Below are 20619 nucleotides of genomic sequence, written 5' to 3'. Positions count from 1 at the left end.
GATAACTCCATTTATTCTTATTTTGCTGAGCGAGTCCGTGTTGGCTCACTCAACATGTAGGGACGCATGAATTATTAATCGTTTGCTTTCGAATTCCTTTAGGCGGAGTGACAAATGATGTGGTCAAAAAATAACGCGTATTGTGCAAATGCACAACATCACGACATTTTTGAGAGCCGAGTCGCAATATAAAGCTCCGCTAACCCCACAAAATTGGTTGTTGGTAGCCCTGTTATCTCGGTGATTTTCTCTAACCGATAGCGCAGAGTGTTCCGGTGAATAAACAGCATTTTAGAGCATTCTGTTACATTGCCATTGCATTCAAACAGTGCATCTAGGGTTTTCAATAATTGCCCAGATTTGTCTTTCTCTTTCAACCGTTTCACACCATCAATAATTTGTTCACCTTGCCAAATATCCGCCAACGGCGCTAACAAAACAGGCAAACGAAGTTCATCGAACAGGTACTTACGTTTCTCTGGGTAGAACTGCTTGCCAATAGCTAATACCTGCTTCGCACTTTGGTATGACAACGCGACATCTTTAGGCTCATTAAACAGCTGCCCTAGCGCAATGTGAAACGTATGCGAATCGTGATCGCTTAAACGCGACATCAACTTATCAATGCGCTCACTTTCAACTTGGCTATCCCACTGCTTGGCGGAATGACACGGTTTCAACACCACAATTTCATTCACTGAGACAATCGCAACTAGGTTGTTACGCTCTGGGTATTCAAGCAGCTCAACAATATTGCGCACACTCTTCATGCTTTTCGAGGCGGACGGCGTCGAGACTTCAATCACCGTTGCCACCCGTGGTTGAGTCACATCGATAGAAAGACGCATCGCCCAATCTTTCAGCTCTTCATCGGTCAATTTCCCATTGATCCAAGCCAGAATAAACTCTTCGCGATGACGTCTGTCCCACTGAAATTTTTCCACCAGTGCAGCTTGCTCTATTGTTAGTTCAGCGGTCATTTTAACCAGTTTTGCAAAATCTCGGATTTTCTCCGGCTCTCCTGTGACGCCAACAATACCGACCACGTCGCCATGTAATTTCAACAACATATTGATACCGGGTTTGACACCCTGCAACGTCAAACATTGCTGCTCATTAAGCTCTAGCGAATCGCCATGATTCAGCGCCAGTACCGCGCCATCATGCACTTGCCCAACACGTTTAGGGTCGCCACTGCCAATGATGATGCCTGCCGAGTTCATCACATTCACATTGTGACCAATGATGGACATGGTTCGATCAACAATTTGTTGTGCTAAAGCGTGGTCGAGAATCACCATTTCGAGTTTCCAAATTGACCGTTTAATCACTCAATAAATCACAAATGGCAAACTATCGCGATGCTGCGGTTCTAAATAACGGAAGCAGCTCAAAGCATTATCCAATTACCCACATTTAAAAAGTGGATTAAACCTTCATTTTTAGCAGCGGGTTATATACTTAGAACAAAGGTTACCAATGCATTCTTCACTGTGCATTGATGCCACTCGTCTACCTACAGAGGAGAGATCAACATGGAGTTACGGAATAAATCGGGGGAAGTTGCAAATATTGCTGATAACCTCACTTTGAAGGAAATCACAGAAATGGGCTACACCGTAGATTTATGCGATGAAGCATTTGCTCCTGGAGAGCATTGGAAAGCGGAAGGTAAAACGCAAGGTATGGGCGAGTATCCAGAGGAGTAAACGTCCTGACGAGCCAGCGTAAAAAAGCGTTCCACAAACAGAAAAACCGAGCGACTTAACGCTCGGTTTTTTACTTTTGAACTTCTTGAATAAACAAGCTCATCTCTTCTAGATAATTGCCGTTTGAGCATCCCCAGTCGGTGACCTCAATCAACTCTGTAACTAACTGTCCAGACTCATCATCTTGCACTCTCTGCACAAACGCTTCAAAACGTTCCAGTTGTGCCTGACTCTTAACGCCATGCACGGCATATTCTACAAGCAAGCCGTTGTACGTCTGCCAGCGCTGGTCGCCCGCAACATCATTGCTTAAAATCACAGAACACTTTTGTTGAATGCTTTCAACCGCATCATTTCTTGGTGGCGCGACTGTGGAACATCCAACTAAAATCGTACCTACCGCCAATAACGTAACTTTTGTCTTATTTATCATATCGTTTCCAACTGTATCGCCACGATATGGAAATCTTATTACACCTGATAAGGATCATCGATAGCGCACCGCAGATTAATTACTTAATAAACTGTAAACTCCATACCAGTCTTAACACTGCAAGCTCAGAACTCCTATTAACCCACCCAAATGTAAACAAATAGTAAAATCACCTTTACGCGATGCAAAATCGACAAATGAGATTAGCGTTCCTTTCTCGCGGCCAAGCGTGCAATAATCAACTGTCTACATAACGAAACCATTTGAAGGATCAAAATGACCGCAACGGATTATCTCAACGACCTCAATCAACGTTACCTTGCGATTCACCGCACCAAAGAAGATTTCTTTTGGGAAACTTACATGGGGATCAGCGATGACCATGATGGCTCGACGCAAGCACAAACGGCATGGACAAGCTTTTTAAGCAACGCCGAGCAAATTACTGCCATCAAACAACAGCTTGAAGCCGCGGACTCAATTACCGACCCACAAGAGAAACAACAAACCATTACAGGTCTTTCGGGTTGGCTGGCGATGTTTGAATCTCACGCTATCGAGGGCGAAAAGGCACAAGCGTTGAAAAATCAGCTCATTGCCTTTGAAGCTGAGCTGTTCGAGAAAAAACAGAACCACGTACAAACGTTTACCGATGAAAACGGCGAGCAAGTGGAAGGTTCACTGCCAGTATTGAGCTCAACCATTCGCACCAACAATCATGAAGAAGTTCGCCAATCGGCTCATCAAGCGTTGCTGAACCTTGAACAATGGCTACTGCAAAACGGCTTTATAGAACTGATCAAACTACGCAACCAGTTCGCTCGCTCACTCGGTTATGCGACTTTCTTTGATTACTCCGTGCAAAAAACGGAAAAGATGAGCTCTGAACAGCTATTCGAGATTTTGGAAGATTTCGAACAACGCACGCGAGATGCGCATCTAAACAGCTTAGAAAACTTGGCGAAAGAGAAAGGCGCAAGCGCACTAGCAGGCTACAACTTTGTTTACTCATTCGCGGGTGACGTTATGCGTGACCTTGACCCATACGTGCCGTTCTCAAAATCTCTGAGACGCTGGGTAGAATCATTTGGTCGCCTAAATATTGATTACTCTGGTGCGACGCTAACGCTGGATTTACTAGATCGCAAAGGTAAGTACCCGAATGGGTTCTGCCACGGCCCTATTCCTTCTTTCTATAATCAAGGCGAATGGGTCGCAGCGCAGGTGAACTTCACCAGTAATGCCAAACCAGACCAAGTGGGCAGCGGCTACGATGGCATTAACACGCTGTTCCACGAAGGCGGCCACGCAGCACACTTTGCGAACGTAAAAATGAACGCGCCTTGTTTCTCGCAGGAGTTTGCGCCGACGTCAATGGCTTATGCAGAAACTCAGTCGATGTTCTGTGATAGCCTGTTAACCGATGCCGATTGGCTAAAACAGTACGCACTGGATGATGAAGGGAATTCTGTGCCTGATGAGATTATTCAAGCAATGATCAACAGCCGTCAGCCATTCAAAGCTTATGAAGAACGTAGCATCTTGGTTGTGCCATATTTTGAGCGCGCGTTGTATCAATTGAGCGATGACGAGTTAACGCCAGAGCGCATCACTAAGCTCGCTCGCGATTGTGAAAAACAGATCCTTGGTTTGGAATGCAGCCCTCGCCCACTGATGGCGATTCCACATTTGCTATCCGACGAAGCAGCTTGTGCGTATCAAGGTTATCTACTCGCGCACATGGCGGTGTATCAGACCCGTGCATACTTCCTTGAGAAGTTTGGTTACCTGACGGATAACCCAGAAATTGGCCCACTGCTGGCAAAACACTACTGGCACGCAGGCAATCACTTGTCGCACAACGAAACCATTGTCAGCCTGACTGGCGAAGGCTTCAATGCCAAATACCTTGCAGACGTGTGTAACCTGTCGCCAGAACAGGCATGGGAAGTGCAGCAGAAGAAAATCGACTCACTTGCGACGCGAGAGCGAGCATCAGTCGCTTCACTGAACGCCGCGATTAAAGTCGTCGACGGCAGTAAAGAGCTGGCAAGCAACGCCATCTCTGACGAACAAATGTGTGACGATTTTGAACATTACATCATAGAGACTTACGGTCGATAACACGCAGAAAGCCAGGAGCTCGCCTTCTGGCTTTTTATTCTTTAGCTAATGCAATAGGAAGGAAGATCCATGCATCAACAAATCATCAAATTTTGGTTCGAGGAGCTATCGCCCAAAAATTGGTTTGAAAACAACCCAGAACTGGACAAGCGTATTGCATCGCGATTTGCCTCGGTATTAGAACAAGCCGCTCGTTGTGAACTGTTTAATTGGCGTAACAGCGCACAAGGACGATTGGCCGAAATCATCGTCCTCGACCAGTTTTCACGTAATGTGTATCGCAACACCCCAAAAGCGTTTGCACAAGACCCACTCGCATTAGCATTGGCTCAAGAGGCAATTCGGTTAGGTTACGACAAAGAATTAGCGCCTGAGCAGCTAAGCTTTTTGTACATGCCGTTTATGCACAGCGAATCTCGCCTCATTCATGTCCAAGCTGAAAAATTGTTTCGCGCATCAGGGCTTGAAAATAACTACGATTTTGAGCTAAAACACAAAGCCATCATCGACCAGTTTGGGCGCTATCCTCATCGCAATGCGATATTGGGAAGAAAGAGCACTCCCGAAGAGTTAGCGTTTTTGCAACAACCTGGGTCAAGTTTCTAAATAACAATGAATAATGAGTTAACCATGAGAGACCACGCAGTATGTTGGCCATGCTTGCTAAAACTAGACGGCGACGATGAGCTGATCTACACGCATTCCCAGTCCGACTTAGACTCTGAATGCGAAGCCCTCATTTTTGGGCAAGATGATTACGTTATCGACTCAAATGGCAACACGTTTGAATTGAAAAACCATGGTTCGAACACCACTCTTTTACATCTAAAAGAACGAACGCTGTCCGTAGAAGAGGTTACGTCATTAATCCAATCGCATGAATTCAGCCTCGCGCAACGGTGCATTATCAAGATTCATTTCACCTCGGTGAGGCAAGCTGTTGAGGCCTTAGCTCACTAACTCAATCCCAACATGCAGATCATTAAATAAAATTATCATTTTTATAATTTATGATAATTTCATGTAATCAACATCACACCATATACTCTCCCACATCGAAACAAGACAACGTTCAAACACACATGTTGGGAGCAAACAAATGAAAATGAATCATGTCGGTATTATGGTCGGAGATATGGACAAAGCGGTTGAGTTTTACACGCAAGCGCTAGGTCTAAAAGTCGTTATGGGCAACACGAAAGTGATTGAAGAACGCGAAACGGCAATTGGCAGAATGTGTATTGCGGTCTTTGGGGAAGGCTTTAAAGGCTTCAACATTGCGCACCTTGTGACAAGTGATGGCATCGGCCTTGAGTTATTCGAAATGAAAGAACGTCAAGAGCGCCATGAAGTGGATTTTTCTCGCATCGGTATCTTCCATTTCTGTTTGCAGACAGACGATTTTGAAGGTGCTATCAAACGCACCGAAGCACTAGGTGGCAAAGTTCGCATGGACATCATGCGTTACCACCCAGAAGACGATAATAAGCCTGCGAAAATGGTTTACCTAGAAGACCCATTCGGCAACCTATTCGAGCTTTACTCACACACTTACGAAGAAACTTACGCTTCTGATTACGAGTAATAGCCCCATCCATATTCCAAAAGGCTAGCAATACGCTAGCCTTTTTTGTTTGCTTTGAGTTGCAGTGTTTCTGCACTCGCTCTAGAAAAAAACATCTGGAATTTGATCATTTCTCTCACCACTTTTAAGGTCACTTTATACTTACCTCAACACAATGCAAAAAGGAGTGAAGCATGCCCACCAAAAATCCAATCGCCATCAAAGCGCTTGATCATGTTGTTTTAAGGACCTGTAACCTCGATGCTATGTTGCATTTCTATCGAGACATTTTGGGCTGCCCTGTCGAACGCGAAGTAACGGAACTTGGTTTAACTCAACTTAGGGCAGGTAACGCATTAATTGATGTAGTGACGGTAGACAGCGAATTGGGCCAACTCGGCGGTAAGCCACCAGTTCAAAATGGTCGTAATATTGACCATTTTTGCCTGCAATTGGCGCCTTTTCCCGAGGATGAATTACTGGAATATCTGCGTGCGCGCGGCATTGAAACCGAAGAGTTTGCGAAACGCTACGGCGCACAAGGATTCGGTCGCTCACTCTATATTCATGATCCGGAAGGAAATGTCGTCGAGTTAAAACCTCAAGTGATTGATGAGTAAGCGAGTAAAAACCTTGTTATATTCTGAAAATAACAAGGTTAATTTCTAAAATAATTATTGAAGTAAGAACATATTATTAAGTCAAAATTATATCTGGCTCACCTATTTCTTTTTCTCGCCACCATTGTTTATTTATATGTTCTTGATGAACGTAAAAACTCTCCCCCGGCATTGGCGTCAGCAGCGTTATATGTTCTTTTTGACAATGGGTAAGCAAATCTAAAATCGGTTCGTCCCAGCGGTGAGTAAACAGTTCGTATGTAGCCCAATGTACTGGCAACAGTTTTTTCGCATTTAAGTCGCGAAACGCTTGCACGGTATGATGAGCCTGCATGTGCCCCCAGTTTTCGACCGGATAACCTTGGCCTTTCACATCAGCAGCCACTTCCAAACAGGCAATGTCGATTGGTCCACATCGCAGTGCGATCTCGGAAAAGTGCGAATCGTAAGCTGAATCGCCACTAAAATAGAGCGTCTCTTCTTTACCTTTGATGACCCAAGAAGCCCACAAGGTCGAGTTTTTATCGAAATAAGTACGACCAGAATTATGGTTAGCGGGCGTACAAATCAGTTCGATTCCGGCATAGTGCACGCTATCCCACCAATCGAATTCCACGATGTTGTCTGCGCAAACGCCCCACTTTATCAGATGCTTGCCAACCCCTAAGGGTACATAAAACGTCACGGGTTTATCGGCGTAGAAACGTATGGTCGATGCTTCTAAATGGTCGTAATGATCGTGCGAAATCACGATAATTTCAGGAATCGGCAAACAATCTCTGGCATGGGTATTGGGAATATTGCGTTCAAACCACGCTTTTGCGATGAACGGAGAAGCGTAATCAAATACCGGATCAGTCAGAATTCGAATGCCATCGACCTCCACCAGCATGGTGGAATGGCCCAGCCAAGTAACGCGCATCGATTCACTTCGCTGCGCAAACTGCGTAGGTTGAATTGGGAAATGTGGCAGATGTTCGTTAGGACTCAATGGCGTTCTACCACCAAGATAGCTCCAACACACCTGCCAGAATGATTGCGGGCTAGGGACATTTGGCATCTCGTTTTTAACGCGGCCGTTTTCAAATTGAGGCGAGTGGTAAACACGGTGCGCCAACTGCGCATGGTAGGTTTGAGGCGGAATCAGTGAACTTGGCTTTTGTTCACTCGTTAGGTATGTGCGCTTAAGTATCGTCTCAGACATATCGTTATTTTGTCTCGCTTGTGAACGCTCAACAGTAGGTTTATTAAAACGTGCGTGTATGTCTATTTCGTGACCAAAATGAGGTGTAAGATGAAGATTCAGTTTCAATCAAACGTCTTCTATTTAAGGAAGCGGTTCTCAAACCTTCTGAATACTGCGTCGGTTTGAAAGGAGAAAACTATGGTGACTTGCAGCCAATACGATTTTATTGAAATCGCCTGTATGTTTAAGCTCCCTATCGAGATCACGCTAAAAAATGGTGAAACTCATCAGGGCAACGCGTTCGACACAGGCTACGACATGCAGCGACAAGAGTGCTTGTTTTTAGATATGGATGGTGAGCACACCGCTTTCCCGACTGAACAATTAGTCGCAATGCGCGCGCTCAAAGCCAATCCGCATTTTGATGAAGTGACGTTTGAGTAAACGTCCGTCTTTCATTGACACCGTCCAATAAAAAACACCTCTCAAGCAAATACAACTTGAGAGGCGTTCTCTTACACGATTCACCGGAACTTGTTGTTATTCTCGCGACCGGATGAAAACCAGCATCGGCATCATGATCACGAACATCACTCCCACAAGCTGGAAGGTGTGCACAAACGCGACCATTTGCGATTGCTGCTGCAACATCTGTTGGTATTGGTCTAACGCAACCGGATCGGTAATAGAAAGCCCCTGATTGGCCGCCCAGTCATGCAAGTTAGGATTATAAGGATTAATACCCTCTCCCAGCGCATGCCATTGCTGCTGACTATCACGATATTGGAACGTGGTGGCGATAGAAATACCAAACGAGCTACCAATGGTACGGAACAGATTGTAAATACTCGCCGCCGCAACAGATTGCTCTTTCGGAATCGTTAAATACGCCAAGGTGGATAGCGTCGAGAAGGTTAAACCAAGCCCCATCCCCTGAATCATACTCGGCATCACAATCCAAAATGTATCGATCTGCAGTGAGTATTGCATCATCAAATAACTACCAATCCCGATGCAGCTTAAGCCAAAGACTATTTTGATTCTGGGATCGAATTGCGGATTGAGCTTAATCACTAAAATCAACATCGCCGCCGACGCCAACCCTCGCGGTGCCATTAATAAGCCAGTGGTTGAGACCGGATAATCCAGCAAGCTTTCCAACAGCATTGGTTGTTGAGTCGTCAGACCAAACATCGCCATCGACACCACGGCAATCATCAATGACGAGACCATAAGGTTTCGGTCTTTCAGTAGCCACAATGGCGCTATTGGACTTTTGGTTTTCCAACTGCGATAGATCCACATCACCAATCCCATGACTGCGAGCAATATCGCCGTCTGAATCATACGTGAGTCGAGCCAGTCGTCTTCATTCCCTTTATCCAACACAAACTGCAACGCGCCCACACCTAACGCCATGTAACCGATGATCCACCAGTCAAAGTTAGGTTTGGATTTGTTGTCGATATGGATATAGCGATAAATCAAAGAGGTACAGATCAAACCGAATGGCAAGTTGATGTAAAAAATCCAGCGCCAGTTAATGTTGTCGGTGATCACACCACCTACAACTGGGCCCAAAATAGGACCAAGCAAAATGCCGATGGAGAAAATCGCCATCGCTTTGCCTTTTTGCTCATACGGATAGATCTGCACTAACGTCGACTGCGCCAATGGAATCACCGACGCGCCGAAAGCGCCTTGGATAATGCGAAATAGCACCATCTCTTCAAGAGACTGTGCTTGCCCACAAAGCGCACTGGCAATCACAAAACCGATCACAGCAACCAACATGACTTTGCGTTCACCAAAGCGCGACACCCAGAAACTGGTCATCGGAATGAAGATCGCTTCCGCCATGCTGTAACCCGTCAGCACCCAAGTAATTTGGTCTGCCGTTGCGCCCAACGCGCCCATCATGTGCGATAGCGACACGTTCGCAACGGTCATATCGATTAACACCATGATGGCAGAAAGCATCACGGCGACGGTGGCAATCCCCCGTTTGTCTGCCGTAATTTGATGGCTCATTGCACGCTACTTTGCAAATCAATGGTGACTTCTGAGCTCGCACCCACGCGAAGTTGCGGCGCATCGGCCGGTACTTCTAATGCCAAACGTACAGGGAAACGCTGTTTGATTTTAACCCAGTTACCCGTTGCGTTTTCTGGTGGCATCAAGGAGAACGATGTACCACTCGCAGGCGACAGTTGCTCTACCGTTGCTTTCCACACCACGTCTGGGTACATATCAATCACCACATCCGCATGCATGCCAGGTTTAATATGAGTAAGATCGGTTTCTTTAAAATTCGCGCGTACCCAATAGCTGTCTTTTAAAATCACAGGGAACAGCGTTTGACCCACGCTAACGACCGAGCCTACGTGCGTATTGATTTCACCGGCAATGCCATCCACTGGTGACGTAATGTCGGTGTAACTCAAGTTCAGCTCCGCTTGCGCTAACTGTGCCGCCGCTTGTTGAACAACCGCAGCCTCTGCGCCTTCTTCACCACGGTTCGCAATGGCTTTTTCTACCGTCGCGCGCGCTTGCTCTAGGCTCGCTTGAGCATTGGCTAGTTTGTTTTTCGCCGTATCTAAATCTTGGTCTGACGCCAGTTTGCGTTTCACTAGAGAATCCGTACGTTTGTACTCTACTTGCGCTTCTGTCAGGTTAGAGCGCGCCGCATCTAAGCCCGCAACGGCTTCAGTTACCTGCTTATCGGCAACGTCATGTTGCTGGACCGCCAATTGGTATGCCGCTTTTGCTTGCTTCACTGCCAACAAATATGGGCGTGAATCTATCTTCAGCAGTAGGTCACCTTTGTTAACGGATTGGAAATCTTTAACATCCACAGAAACCACTTGGCCTTTTACCTGAGGTGCTACCGACAGAATTTTTGCCCTAACGTAGGCATCTTCCGTGCTTGGGTGACTGTCTGAATACTGCCAAGACCAATACATCGCACCAAATGCGATAACACAGAGAGTAAAGAAAAGAGTTTTTACCAGCTTAGATCTGGAGGAGGAATGCTTTGCGATGTCGTCGCTCATTTATATTGTCCACTTGTTCAATTATGTGATCAGTGTAGGACTTTTCGATCTTCCGACAATAAAATGATCTGCAAGGTAAAGATCCAATTTTGCATGTTGCTAAGTGGAGTAAATGATGTGCAATCAAAACGAGGATAAAAAAGAGGGGCAGTCCCCGTAACCGCCCCCAAAGTCATGCCAATAATAGTAATGTGCGTGTAACTACTGGTTTTTCTTAGAACTTGTAACCGCCGCTGATCATAAATACCCAAGGGTTAATTTTGACGTCGGTTTTTTGCTTCTCTCCACCTGCTTTGTAAGTTGCTTCTGTTTCAATGTTTGCGTACCACGCAGCAGCGTTGAGGAACCATTGATCGTTGATCATGTAGTCCACACCAATATTCGCTGCTAGACCGAATGAGTCATCCAACTTAAGATCTGAAAGACCAGCGCCTTTACCCGTGCTATTGAAGCCCTCATCAAAGAACATGGTGTAGTTGAGACCTGCACCCACGTATGGACGGAACTTACTTTGTGGCTCGCCAAAGTAGTACTGCACCATAAGCGTTGGTGGAAGGTGTTTGGTGTCCGCGATATCACCAAGACCTAACAAGTCTGTTGAAATATCGTGGCTGAATGGTGTTGCTGCTAGAAGCTCTAAACTGATGTTGTCTGTAAACATGTAGCCAAACGTCAAACCAAGCTGCGTATTTGAATCCACTTTCAATTCTTCTTGAGAACCAAGAATCTTATCGCTGCTGTCGTTTGGAACGACAGACGCCGCACCAACACGAAGAACGAAGTCACCTTGTTTATGAGCGAAAACACTTGGTGACACGAGTGCAGCAACCACTGCTAGACTGCAGATTGTTTTTTTCATTTTTATTTCCTTTCGTAGGGCTTCGTTATGTCGTACCCAAAGGGGTGCCTGCTAACTGATCTGAGATTTCAAGTAAACTCAGCGCCTTGAAGCACACGGGTATCTATATCTTTTTGAGCTGTGCGCAATCTAGCACATAGAAACCCTACTATTTTGATGGAAATCAATTTGTGAAAAATATAGGTTTTTTGTATGGAGAAACGCCATACCGATCAACAAATTATGCAAATCGGATACAATTCTGTAATGCAAACTGTGCGTGTGAGTTGCCATGCATACCCATAAATGCGAATCCTCTCGTTAAGGCTCGTAGCCAGCAAAAACTTTCTTCTTCCTCTACGTCTTCTATTTTCAAAAAACAACCCACTTAAAACGCTCGTTTGACCCCTTAAAATCGCGATTTGAGGGGTTTGTAAAACACTGAAATACAAGAAGTTATTTTTCTGGAAAATCAGTCACTTGGAGTGCTAGTCTGCTCGCAGCTAAGGAGAAGACATGTTAAAAACCGATCTCATTTTTGAACGAGAAAACTTTTCTCATCACGATTTTCAGAATGCCACCTTTAAAAACTGCCACTTTTATATGTGCAGTTTCGACCATGCCGATCTGCGCGATGCTAAGTTCATCGACTGTCGCTTTATCGAATCCAAAGCGCTAGAAGGGTGTAGTTTTCGCTTCGCGAACTTAAAAGATGCCAGCTTCACGAACTGTATGTTGGCGATGAGCCTGTTTAACGGCGCAAATTGTATGGGCTTGGAGCTGCGTAAGTGCGATCTCAAAGGGGCAAACTTCCAAGGTGCGAACTTTGCTAATCGCGTCAGTAACACCATGTTTTTCTGTTCTGCTTTTATTACTGGCTGCAACCTCACCTACTGTAACTTCGAGCGAGTGTTACTAGAAAAATGTGACCTCTTTGAAAACCGTTGGAACGGTGCGAACCTCGCAGGGGCAACTCTCAAAGGCTCGGATTTATCTCGCTGCGAATTCTCGCCAGAACAATGGGGAACCTTTAACGTTGAGCAGTGTGATCTGACTCATGTCGAACTGGACGGGCTGGATGTTCGCCGCGTTTCTCTGTTTGGTGTTAAAATTTGTGATTGGCAACAAGAGCAATTGCTTGCGCCTTTTGGACTGATCATTCTCTAAGGAAAGGCCATGAATCTTTTTAAAGACTTACCGAATAACCTCGACGAGGAAGTGTTCGAAGACCTGCTGACCCACAAAAACCTGCGTATAGAACGCATTGTCTCAACGGGGCAAACCTCGCCCAAAAGTGGCTGGTACGATCAAGAAGAACATGAATGGGTCTTGGTTCTTAAAGGAGCAGGTGAGCTGACTTTTGAATCAGGTGTCGTGCAACGACTTGAGGCAGGCGATCACGTTACGATTCCAGCTCATACCAAACACAAAGTGAGCTGGACTGACCCAACGCAAGAAACCATCTGGTTGGCGGTGTTTTATCAATAAACACAAAATGATCTTAAACCCAAAAATAGGCGCTGAGTTTGCTCGATACTACTAAGCCGTCACTGGCACTGTTTGATTTTGATGGCACCATCACCCGAGAGGATATGTTTAGCCTTTTCCTCCACTATTCTGCTTATGGCCTGCGCAAACGAGTAGGAAAGGTCGCTATCATGCCATTTTATGCGCTGTACAAACTCGGAGTGTTACCCGCTCGTGTTATGCGCCCTCTCAGCAGTTTTATTGCATTTTCAGGGAAAGAAACGCAGAAAATTGAAGCGATTGGCACTCAGTTTGCCCATGAAGTGATCCCGCTGTACTTACGGCCAGAAGCGATGGAAAGGCTTGCTTGGCATCAACACCGAGGCGATACCATCGTAGTGGTGTCGGCATCACTCAATGCGTATCTCAAGCCTTGGTGTGAGGCGAACGGTTTCCACTTGCTGTGCAGTGAACTGATCTCAGAACAGCCAAAACTGAGTGGCTTTTACCAGCAAGGTGATTGCAGTTTAGAAAGAAAAGTCTCACGCGTGAAAGCGGCGTTTTCGCTCGACGAGTTTGCGTCTGTTTATGCCTACGGAGATACGCATGAAGACATTCCGATGCTCAAACTGGCAGACTACGCGATGCTCAACTGGAGCGAGTGGAGAGCAAGCGAATAACGATATGTGCTCTGATTTTCAAGACAGCCACTCAACCAAAGTGGTCGTTTTAGACTGAAAAAACAAACCCTTCTCACATGAGAAGGGTTTTATTGTTCAGGGCCCGAATAAATGGCTTAACGCCATACACCCCACTGACCCGTTGTGCCTGGTTCCTCACCAGACGTCCACCACTGGGCAGTCCATTCTTTACCGTTGTGCGTCACCACATCACCTTGGTTGTAAACGGCCGTCTTGTCCCACAAGTTGGTTGGTTCAACTGGTGGCGTGACATCCGCTTTGATCAGTGACAACGCATAACTGAAGTCTGCGCTTGGCGCTAATACTTGGTTCGCATTCACGTTCTTATTATCGAACATGTAGTGGTTCATCTCTTGATGCCAAATGCCCACATACCAATCGCCCGTTTGCTGCGCGTTAAATTGATCCGCAATTTCTGCCGCCCAAGTCGCCGTATTGTTTGCACTGATTGGTAGTGAAATATCGACAATTTCATTGCCTGTCGCATTAAACGTACGAAAACGGATGGTGTCACCCGCTTCTATTGGTCCGAAACCTTGCTGAACAAAGTAGCCCAGAGATGTCAGATTATTGCCCGGTTCGGTTGGATCAACAGGGTCAGTCGGTGGCGTCGTGCCCGTTCCGTTTAACGTAATGTCACTACAGTTGTAGAAACCTTCACCGGCAACATCAATACGCTGCCAACGAGTATAAAGCACCGCATCGCCCGAACGATCAGCAGGGAAAGTCACCTGAATACGGTAGCGTTTTTCCGCATCAACATACACATCACCTGCGGTGTCGATCAGCTCTAAATCACTCCAAGTAAGAGGTTTTGAATCATCATAAGTTGGCTTGGTGAGATAGAATTCCCAGTACGATGGGTTGTGCGGCGCTTTGCCGTAAAACACCAATTCAATCTGGTTATTTGCATCTGGCGTAACATTGGTGCGCTGCCAGTTTGGAGAAGGAATGTTCAAGCCTTTCTTAGCTGTATCGCCAGCAGAACATAGCTCACCGTCGCGAACCACGGCTTTCACATGCTCCATATCTCGGTAATTTGGTACGTTTGCTGCAATTTCGCTACGCTGCACAAACGGATACGCGCCAGATTCATCAAAAGCCGCTTTACACGCTTGGTTAGGGATCTCGTTGGTCCAAAAGCCACCGTCTAAATAACACGTATTTTGACGAGCACTTGGAAACTCTACCCAGCCATGGGCGTTGACGTTAAATGAGCTCAATGCGGCAACAGCGCTTAAGCTCAAAAGAGGAAGTGTTACATGTGATTTCATCGTTCATCCTTAATTTTGCTGACTCGCCGCTCTGAAACACAAGCGGTTTAAGCAAAACTAGCAGGATGGGATTATTTAGAAGGTGAGAATAAATATGGAAATTGTAAGAGTGCCATCTGCTTTCCAGCATTTGTTGTGAACCATTCTCATACTCGACTGACTCTTTCGAGTCACTTCAAATTCATGTGCCACAAAAACTGTCACCCTCGTTTGGCTATCGCTCGTCTTTTGGTGTGTCCATCACCACCATGGTTGTGATCGACTTGACGTGTTCGCACTCACCCAACACATCAGCATGGAACGCTTTATAAGCGGCGAGATTTTGCGTCTCTACGCGTATGAGATATTCGTTAGATCCCGTAATGTTGTGACATTCCACCACCTCGTTTACAAAACGCACATGCTCTTCGAAACCCAGCTGTGCCTGCTTAGAGTGCGAGGCCAAACCAATCGACACATAAGCGACAAAACCCACGCCAAGTTGCTGATTATCCAGTACTGCTCGGTAGCCTTTGATCACGCCTTTACGCTCTAAATCTTGCACTCGGCGTAAGGTTGCAGACGGAGATAAACCAACGCGTTCCGACAGCTCCACATTGGAGATTCTTCCGTCTCGTTTGAGCACTTGCAATATTCTTTCGTCAAATCTATCCATCATGATGTTTCATTGCTTATTTAGTTTCTAATCATCAAATAAAAGCACAATATTGACCTCAGTTCTACTTATAGTTGTTCTCAACTTATCGAGAACTGATTCAAGGAACAATCTATGGAATATCATCAACTGGGCGCTTTGGCGTTGTTCGCTTTTGTCTCCACTTTTACGCCGGGTCCCAATAACATTATGTTGATGACCTCAGGGGCAAATGTCGGCTTTAAACGCACTATCCCACACATGTTGGGCATTACCTTCGGCTTTGGTGCCATGCTAATTTTGGTGGGTATTGGCTTGATGAGCCTGTTCCACGCATATCCAATTACACACTCCATTTTGAAAGTGTTGAGCTTGAGTTATTTGCTGTACTTGACGTACAAAATCGCCACCAGCGACAAAACCGAAGCAAAACACGATTTTCGCCCAATGTCTTTTTTAGGGGCAGTGGCATTCCAATGGGTGAACCCAAAAGGTTGGTCGATGGCGTTGACGGCCATTACGGTATACAGCAGTGGCGGTTCTTGGCTCGAACTGACTTTTATCGCCGGTATCTTCTGTTTAGCCAACTTGCCATCGGTGACATTTTGGACGGCGGCAGGTATGCAATTGCAGCGTTGGTTGACCACCGATAAACGCGTTAAGGGGTTCAACTACAGCATGGCTGCGCTGTTGCTTTTGTCTACGATTCCAATGATATAAGTCCATTTATGGTTAAAAATGACTCACTTTACGTGGTTAGAGAAAGGATAGAGGTAATATTTTTCTTGAGGCTTTGGCGTTAATTCACAGTGTAAATTTGTTTAAAGACGCTACCCTCTTGTTAGGGAACTTGATAATCTTTAAATGAGAAAGAGAATAATTATCGAGTAAAGTAACAATGAAAAAGAAGCCTCAACCTAAAACGCTTGTTGTCACAGACACAGAAACCATCACTCCAAACATGCAGCGCATTACCTTGCAAGGTGAGGCGCTGAGCCACTTTCCTCGTGACTGCGAAGGCAGTTACATCAAATTACTGTTTAACGATATGGGTGGCTCGGATCTGAGCATCCTGTCAGAAGACGACCGACCAATCATGCGCACTTACACAATTCGACGCTTTCATCCAGAAACCAGTTCAATCGAAGTGGATTTCGTCCGACACGTAACGCAAGATCTGCAATGCGGATTTGCAGCGCGTTGGGCAATGGCCGCGCAAAAAGGCGACACGATCAGCATTGTTGGGCCAGGTAGCATCTCCAACTTAAATACTGAGGCGGATTGGTTCTTCATGGCTGCCGATATGACGGCACTTCCAGCACTTTCTGCGAAAATTCGTACGCTGCCAGAAGAGGCCAAAGGCTATGCAGTGATCAGCGTGATGTCTCCAGCCGACATTCAACCCCTAAACACGCCAGCCGGTATGGAGTTGATTTGGCTAACTGAACAGCAAACCTTGGCTGATAGCGTTCGCGAACTCGAGTGGTTAGATGGTAACGCTTCGGTATGGTGTGCGTGTGAGTTCGATTCAATGCGTACGCTGCGCCAATATTTCCGCAACGAAAAAGAAGTCGATCGCGAGAATATCTACATCAGCAGCTATTGGAAGCAAGGCGTGTCTGAAGATGGGCACAAAGTGATTAAACGTGAAGACGCGGAATCCAACCAATAGTGATTCATGTCTTTTCGATTCCAGCTCTCATCCTAATAAAAACGCCCGGCATCACCGGGCGTTTTAGCAACTTCAGTTGTATTAAAGTTCATGAAAACTCTAATCCGCTAGTTCCTGCGCTAAAAAGTCGATCAACAACCTCACTTTGGGCGATAAATTTCGGCTTTGTGGATACAGTGCCCAAATGCCTTCACGGTCGTCTCGGTAATCGGTCAGCACCTCGACTAGCTCACCGTTATCTAGGGCTTCTTGAACGTAATAGTCCGGCAACTGCACTAAACCCAAACCACGTTTGGCGGCGCCCATTAGCGCAAAACCACTATTGCATTTAATCCTCCCCGATACGCGCAAAGACTTATCGCGTTTATTTTCCTTAAAATGCCAATAATCGACCGAACCAACTAGGCACTCATGTCGAGCCAGTTCGGATAATGTGTGAGGCTCGCCAAATCGCTCCAAATACATAGGGCTAGCACACACGTAATTTTGACGCGACGAAAGACGCTTTGCGATCATGCTAGAATCTTGCAGGCGGCCAAGACGAATCGCCACGTCTACCCCTTGCTCTATCAAATCCAGTTTTTGATTGGTCAGAACTAAATCGAGGTCCACACGCGGGTACTTCTCCAAAAACTGATGCAAGAGCGGTGCGAGGTTCATTTCCCCATAGGTCACAGGCGCTGTCACACGCAGCAAACCTCGCGGTTCGGTTTGCATTTGCGTTACAGCAAGCTCAGCTAGTTCTAGCCCTTCGACCAAGTGTTTGCACTGCTGATAATAAAGCTGTCCAGCTTCAGACAGAGAAACTTTTCGCGTCGTGCGATGCAGTAACTTAACCGCAAGGCGCTCTTCAAGTGCCGATACGCGGCGACTGATTTGTGCCACTGACGTTTTCAGTTTAGCCGCGGCAGCTGTAAAGCTGTTAGTTTCCGCTACGGCAACAAACTCGCTGACTCCTTCCCAATTCGCCATGCTGTATTCCTGTCGACCTCTTCTAGACAAATAGTGATTACATTGTTCTCGTCGCGCTACGCTTTGAAAACGGGAAAACTTTACGCGTCAGGTAACGGACGAAGTTCGTCGTATTGCGCATCAAGCTCAATGCCAAAATATTCTTTCAACGCATCCAGGTAGGTTTGACCTGGCTCTAGCTCTATTTCTGTTAGCGCTTCATGATTGGCGCATCTGAGTGTGTAGTTAAGCAGCGTCACCAACCCACTTTCTGTCGCTCTAGCAGCGACTCTTGCGCTAGTAAAACGCGAATTAGGCGAAGTCGAGGTAAAGAAGTTGCTACATGCAATGTCACCAGCACACACGAACTCTAGGTCAAAGCTGTATAGATTGCTCCACACGTCCGTTCCATCGGTTGAAAGCACTTGGAGGAAATAACCAAACTGAGCATCTTTGACAAAACGGAAGGTTTGTAAATCCGTCTGAATCACTTGGTCAAGGATAAATGGCAATGGCGCTCGAGGGGTATTGGAGCCAAAACCCACATCGACAATCCATGTTTGTTCCTCTAAAGTCACTAACGTGATTTGATGACTACGACCTGTTGGTGTACCAGACACATGTACACGCCCTAGCAAACTTCGCGCTTCAAACCCAAGAGTGTTGAGCACATCAAGCATTAAACCATTTAATTCAAAGCAGTAACCACCGCGAGAGTGGTACACGGTTTTTTGAATAATATCTTCAATCTCAACAGAGACGCCTCGCTGCAATGCGATGTCAAAATTCTCAAACGGCAGGCAACGATGCTGCGCCACGTGAATTCTGTGCAATGACTCCAAATCGGCGGGCAATTCACTAGGCAAGCCTAGCTTGGTTAAATAGGCACTCAGATCCGTCTTATTCATAATCACTCTTACTTAGCTGATGGTTTGACAGTTTTCTACTTTAGCCCCTCTATCTAACTTCAGGTCAATCACCTTTTCCATTTCCCTTCCGCTTTAAGGAGGCATCGCACTCTTTTTACACGCTCACCTTATCATTATTACACATATGTAAAAATCATTTTCAAAATGGACGGATTATCATTTTTACTGAAACACCTAAAATGAGCACCAACAAAACGACGAAGCGCGGTAAGCAAACCTTAACTACGCTTATTACGTCACTCCATATACTGAAAATATAAAGGAAACATCCAATGTCGCTTGAAATCAAACCTGGTCAAACTCACATAAAATCAAAAGCAATGGTCGCTTGGGCTGCAGGTGAGCCGCTTAAAATGGAAGAAGTGGATGTACAACTTCCAAAAGCCGGCGAAGTGCTAGTACGCATCGTAGCAACTGGTGTTTGTCACACTGACGCATTCACACTATCAGGTGACGATCCAGAAGGTATCTTCCCTTCAATCCTTGGTCACGAAGGTGGCGGTATCGTTGAAATGGTTGGCGAAGGCGTAACAAGCGTTGAAGTTGGCGACCACGTTATCCCACTTTACACTGCTGAATGTGGTGAGTGTAAGTTCTGTAAATCTGGCAAAACGAACCTATGTCAGGCCGTTCGTGAAACGCAAGGTAAAGGCCTAATGCCAGATGGCACAAGCCGATTCTCTATCAACGGCGAAACTATCTTCCACTACATGGGTTGTTCTACTTTCTCTGAGTACACGGTTCTTCCAGAAATCTCACTAGCGAAAGTAAACAAAGAAGCACCACTTGAAGAAGTTTGTCTTCTAGGTTGTGGCGTAACCACTGGTATGGGTGCGGTATTAAACACAGCTAAAGTTGAAAAAGGCGACACAGTGGCAATCTTTGGTCTCGGCGGTATCGGTCTTTCTGCAATCATCGGTGCTCGCATGGCTGGTGCCAGCCGCATCATCGGTGTAGACATCAACGAAAGCAAATTCGACCTAGCGAAACAACTTGGTGCAACTGATTGCATCAACCCACAAAAATTCGACAAGCCAATTCAAGAAGTGATTGTTGAAATGACAGACGGTGGTGTTGACTACTCATTCGAATGTATCGGTAACGTAAACGTGATGCGCCAAGCACTTGAGTGCTGTCACAAAGGTTGGGGTGAGTCAGTCATCATTGGTGTTGCTGGTGCAGGTCAAGAGATCTCAACTCGTCCATTCCAACTGGTAACTGGTCGTGTATGGCGTGGCAGCGCTTTCGGTGGCGTTAAAGGTCGCTCTGAGCTTCCAGAAATCGTAAACCGTTACATGGCTGGTGAATTCGGCTTACAGGAGTTCATTACCCACACAATGGGATTAGCAGACGTCAACAAAGCGTTTGATCTGATGCATGAAGGTAAGAGCATCCGAACAGTTATCCATATGGATCAATAATGCTGCCTCAGGCTCTCCTTTTGGGGAGCCTGAATTCCTTCTG

At 46.0% G+C, this 20619-nt stretch carries 23 protein-coding genes; 13 read left to right on the top strand and 10 right to left on the bottom strand.

Going from position 1 to position 20619, the window contains the following annotated elements; translation table 11 throughout:
• Positions 1-158: 158 nt before the first annotated feature.
• Entirely contained in the window at positions 159-1301 is a 1143-nt protein-coding gene (locus R7E42_RS10620; protein ID WP_005374330.1) for a sugar diacid recognition domain-containing protein, read from the bottom strand.
• Positions 1302-1535: 234 nt separating this feature from the next.
• On the opposite strand from R7E42_RS10620, the gene R7E42_RS10615 reads away from it, so the two are divergent.
• Positions 1536-1709, top strand: a complete 174-nt coding sequence (locus tag R7E42_RS10615) for a hypothetical protein (RefSeq protein WP_005374332.1) — start codon at positions 1536-1538, stop codon at positions 1707-1709.
• Between the two features lie 70 nt (positions 1710-1779).
• Here the strand turns inward: R7E42_RS10615 and R7E42_RS10610 are convergent, their stop codons facing one another.
• Positions 1780-2142: a hypothetical protein gene (locus tag R7E42_RS10610; protein WP_017634365.1), complete on the bottom strand. Its 363-nt coding sequence runs from the start codon at positions 2140-2142 to the stop codon at positions 1780-1782.
• 276 nt (positions 2143-2418) lie between these two features.
• On the opposite strand from R7E42_RS10610, the gene R7E42_RS10605 reads away from it, so the two are divergent.
• The 5 genes from R7E42_RS10605 to R7E42_RS10585 all read left to right on the top strand — a co-directional run bounded on the left by R7E42_RS10605 (position 2419) and on the right by R7E42_RS10585 (position 6450).
• A complete protein-coding gene (locus tag R7E42_RS10605) occupies positions 2419-4266 on the top strand; it encodes a M3 family metallopeptidase (RefSeq protein WP_318072637.1) in 1848 nt (615 codons plus the stop codon).
• 69 nt (positions 4267-4335) lie between these two features.
• The gene (locus R7E42_RS10600) at positions 4336-4872 is read left to right on the top strand and encodes a DUF924 family protein (protein ID WP_213886356.1); all 537 of its coding nucleotides are present in this window, start codon (positions 4336-4338) and stop codon (positions 4870-4872) included.
• 24 nt (positions 4873-4896) lie between these two features.
• Positions 4897-5226 (top strand): DUF4144 domain-containing protein, encoded by a 330-nt coding sequence (locus R7E42_RS10595; protein ID WP_213897430.1) that lies wholly within the window; start codon positions 4897-4899, stop codon positions 5224-5226.
• Positions 5227-5365: 139 nt separating this feature from the next.
• Positions 5366-5851 (top strand): VOC family protein, encoded by a 486-nt coding sequence (locus R7E42_RS10590; RefSeq protein ID WP_005374344.1) that lies wholly within the window; start codon positions 5366-5368, stop codon positions 5849-5851.
• A gap of 173 nt (positions 5852-6024) precedes the next feature.
• Positions 6025-6450 carry a VOC family protein gene (locus R7E42_RS10585; RefSeq protein ID WP_137282899.1) on the top strand — a complete coding sequence of 142 codons (426 nt, stop codon included), beginning with the start codon at positions 6025-6027 and terminating at the stop codon, positions 6448-6450.
• Positions 6451-6526: 76 nt separating this feature from the next.
• Here the strand turns inward: R7E42_RS10585 and R7E42_RS10580 are convergent, their stop codons facing one another.
• Positions 6527-7654 carry an MBL fold metallo-hydrolase gene (locus R7E42_RS10580; RefSeq protein ID WP_137282900.1) on the bottom strand — a complete coding sequence of 376 codons (1128 nt, stop codon included), beginning with the start codon at positions 7652-7654 and terminating at the stop codon, positions 6527-6529.
• A gap of 180 nt (positions 7655-7834) precedes the next feature.
• On the opposite strand from R7E42_RS10580, the gene R7E42_RS10575 reads away from it, so the two are divergent.
• The gene (locus tag R7E42_RS10575) at positions 7835-8080 is read left to right on the top strand and encodes a Rho-binding antiterminator (RefSeq protein WP_005460845.1); all 246 of its coding nucleotides are present in this window, start codon (positions 7835-7837) and stop codon (positions 8078-8080) included.
• A 96-nt stretch (positions 8081-8176) separates the two neighbouring features.
• Here the strand turns inward: R7E42_RS10575 and R7E42_RS10570 are convergent, their stop codons facing one another.
• The 3 genes from R7E42_RS10570 to ompW all read right to left on the bottom strand — a co-directional run bounded on the left by R7E42_RS10570 (position 8177) and on the right by ompW (position 11548).
• On the bottom strand, positions 8177-9667 hold the full coding sequence (locus tag R7E42_RS10570) for an MDR family MFS transporter (protein ID WP_318072636.1): 1491 nt from the start codon (positions 9665-9667) through the stop codon (positions 8177-8179).
• Positions 9664-10689: an HlyD family secretion protein gene (locus R7E42_RS10565; RefSeq protein WP_054702114.1), complete on the bottom strand. Its 1026-nt coding sequence runs from the start codon at positions 10687-10689 to the stop codon at positions 9664-9666. Before R7E42_RS10565 ends, R7E42_RS10570 begins: the two co-directional genes overlap by 4 nt.
• 214 nt (positions 10690-10903) lie before the next feature.
• Entirely contained in the window at positions 10904-11548 is a 645-nt protein-coding gene (gene ompW / locus R7E42_RS10560) for an outer membrane protein OmpW (protein ID WP_064354457.1), read from the bottom strand.
• Between the two features lie 495 nt (positions 11549-12043).
• Here ompW and R7E42_RS10555 point away from each other — a divergent pair, with 495 nt between their 5' ends.
• The 3 genes from R7E42_RS10555 to R7E42_RS10545 are packed head-to-tail and all read left to right on the top strand — an operon-like array spanning position 12044 to position 13674.
• On the top strand, positions 12044-12694 hold the full coding sequence (locus tag R7E42_RS10555; protein ID WP_005460782.1) for a Qnr family pentapeptide repeat protein: 651 nt from the start codon (positions 12044-12046) through the stop codon (positions 12692-12694).
• Positions 12695-12703: 9 nt separating this feature from the next.
• The gene (locus R7E42_RS10550) at positions 12704-13015 is read left to right on the top strand and encodes a cupin domain-containing protein (RefSeq protein WP_025522087.1); all 312 of its coding nucleotides are present in this window, start codon (positions 12704-12706) and stop codon (positions 13013-13015) included.
• Positions 13016-13053: 38 nt separating this feature from the next.
• Positions 13054-13674: an HAD-IB family hydrolase gene (locus tag R7E42_RS10545; RefSeq protein WP_285385396.1), complete on the top strand. Its 621-nt coding sequence runs from the start codon at positions 13054-13056 to the stop codon at positions 13672-13674.
• 116 nt (positions 13675-13790) lie between these two features.
• Here the strand turns inward: R7E42_RS10545 and R7E42_RS10540 are convergent, their stop codons facing one another.
• Positions 13791-14969, bottom strand: coding sequence for a lytic polysaccharide monooxygenase (locus R7E42_RS10540; RefSeq protein WP_085569482.1), 1179 nt, complete (start codon positions 14967-14969; stop codon positions 13791-13793).
• Positions 14970-15183: 214 nt separating this feature from the next.
• Entirely contained in the window at positions 15184-15624 is a 441-nt protein-coding gene (locus R7E42_RS10535) for an Lrp/AsnC family transcriptional regulator (RefSeq protein ID WP_031780811.1), read from the bottom strand.
• 114 nt (positions 15625-15738) lie between these two features.
• Here R7E42_RS10535 and R7E42_RS10530 point away from each other — a divergent pair, with 114 nt between their 5' ends.
• Positions 15739-16323 carry a LysE family translocator gene (locus R7E42_RS10530; protein WP_064369529.1) on the top strand — a complete coding sequence of 195 codons (585 nt, stop codon included), beginning with the start codon at positions 15739-15741 and terminating at the stop codon, positions 16321-16323.
• Between the two features lie 178 nt (positions 16324-16501).
• Positions 16502-17275, top strand: a complete 774-nt coding sequence (locus R7E42_RS10525) for a siderophore-interacting protein (protein ID WP_045603380.1) — start codon at positions 16502-16504, stop codon at positions 17273-17275.
• A gap of 99 nt (positions 17276-17374) precedes the next feature.
• Here the strand turns inward: R7E42_RS10525 and R7E42_RS10520 are convergent, their stop codons facing one another.
• Positions 17375-18247, bottom strand: coding sequence for a LysR family transcriptional regulator (locus R7E42_RS10520; RefSeq protein WP_285385394.1), 873 nt, complete (start codon positions 18245-18247; stop codon positions 17375-17377).
• Between the two features lie 80 nt (positions 18248-18327).
• Entirely contained in the window at positions 18328-19134 is an 807-nt protein-coding gene (locus R7E42_RS10515; RefSeq protein ID WP_213873633.1) for an arylamine N-acetyltransferase family protein, read from the bottom strand.
• A 293-nt stretch (positions 19135-19427) separates the two neighbouring features.
• On the opposite strand from R7E42_RS10515, the gene R7E42_RS10510 reads away from it, so the two are divergent.
• Complete coding sequence (locus R7E42_RS10510) at positions 19428-20576, top strand: S-(hydroxymethyl)glutathione dehydrogenase/class III alcohol dehydrogenase (RefSeq protein WP_017821027.1); 1149 nt, start codon at positions 19428-19430, stop codon at positions 20574-20576.
• Positions 20577-20619: the final 43 nt, after the last annotated feature.

The organism is Vibrio sp. Vb1337 (assembly GCF_033338715.1).
Taxonomy (GTDB): domain Bacteria; phylum Pseudomonadota; class Gammaproteobacteria; order Enterobacterales; family Vibrionaceae; genus Vibrio; species Vibrio alginolyticus.
This window is presented reverse-complemented; position numbering and strand designations above follow the sequence as displayed.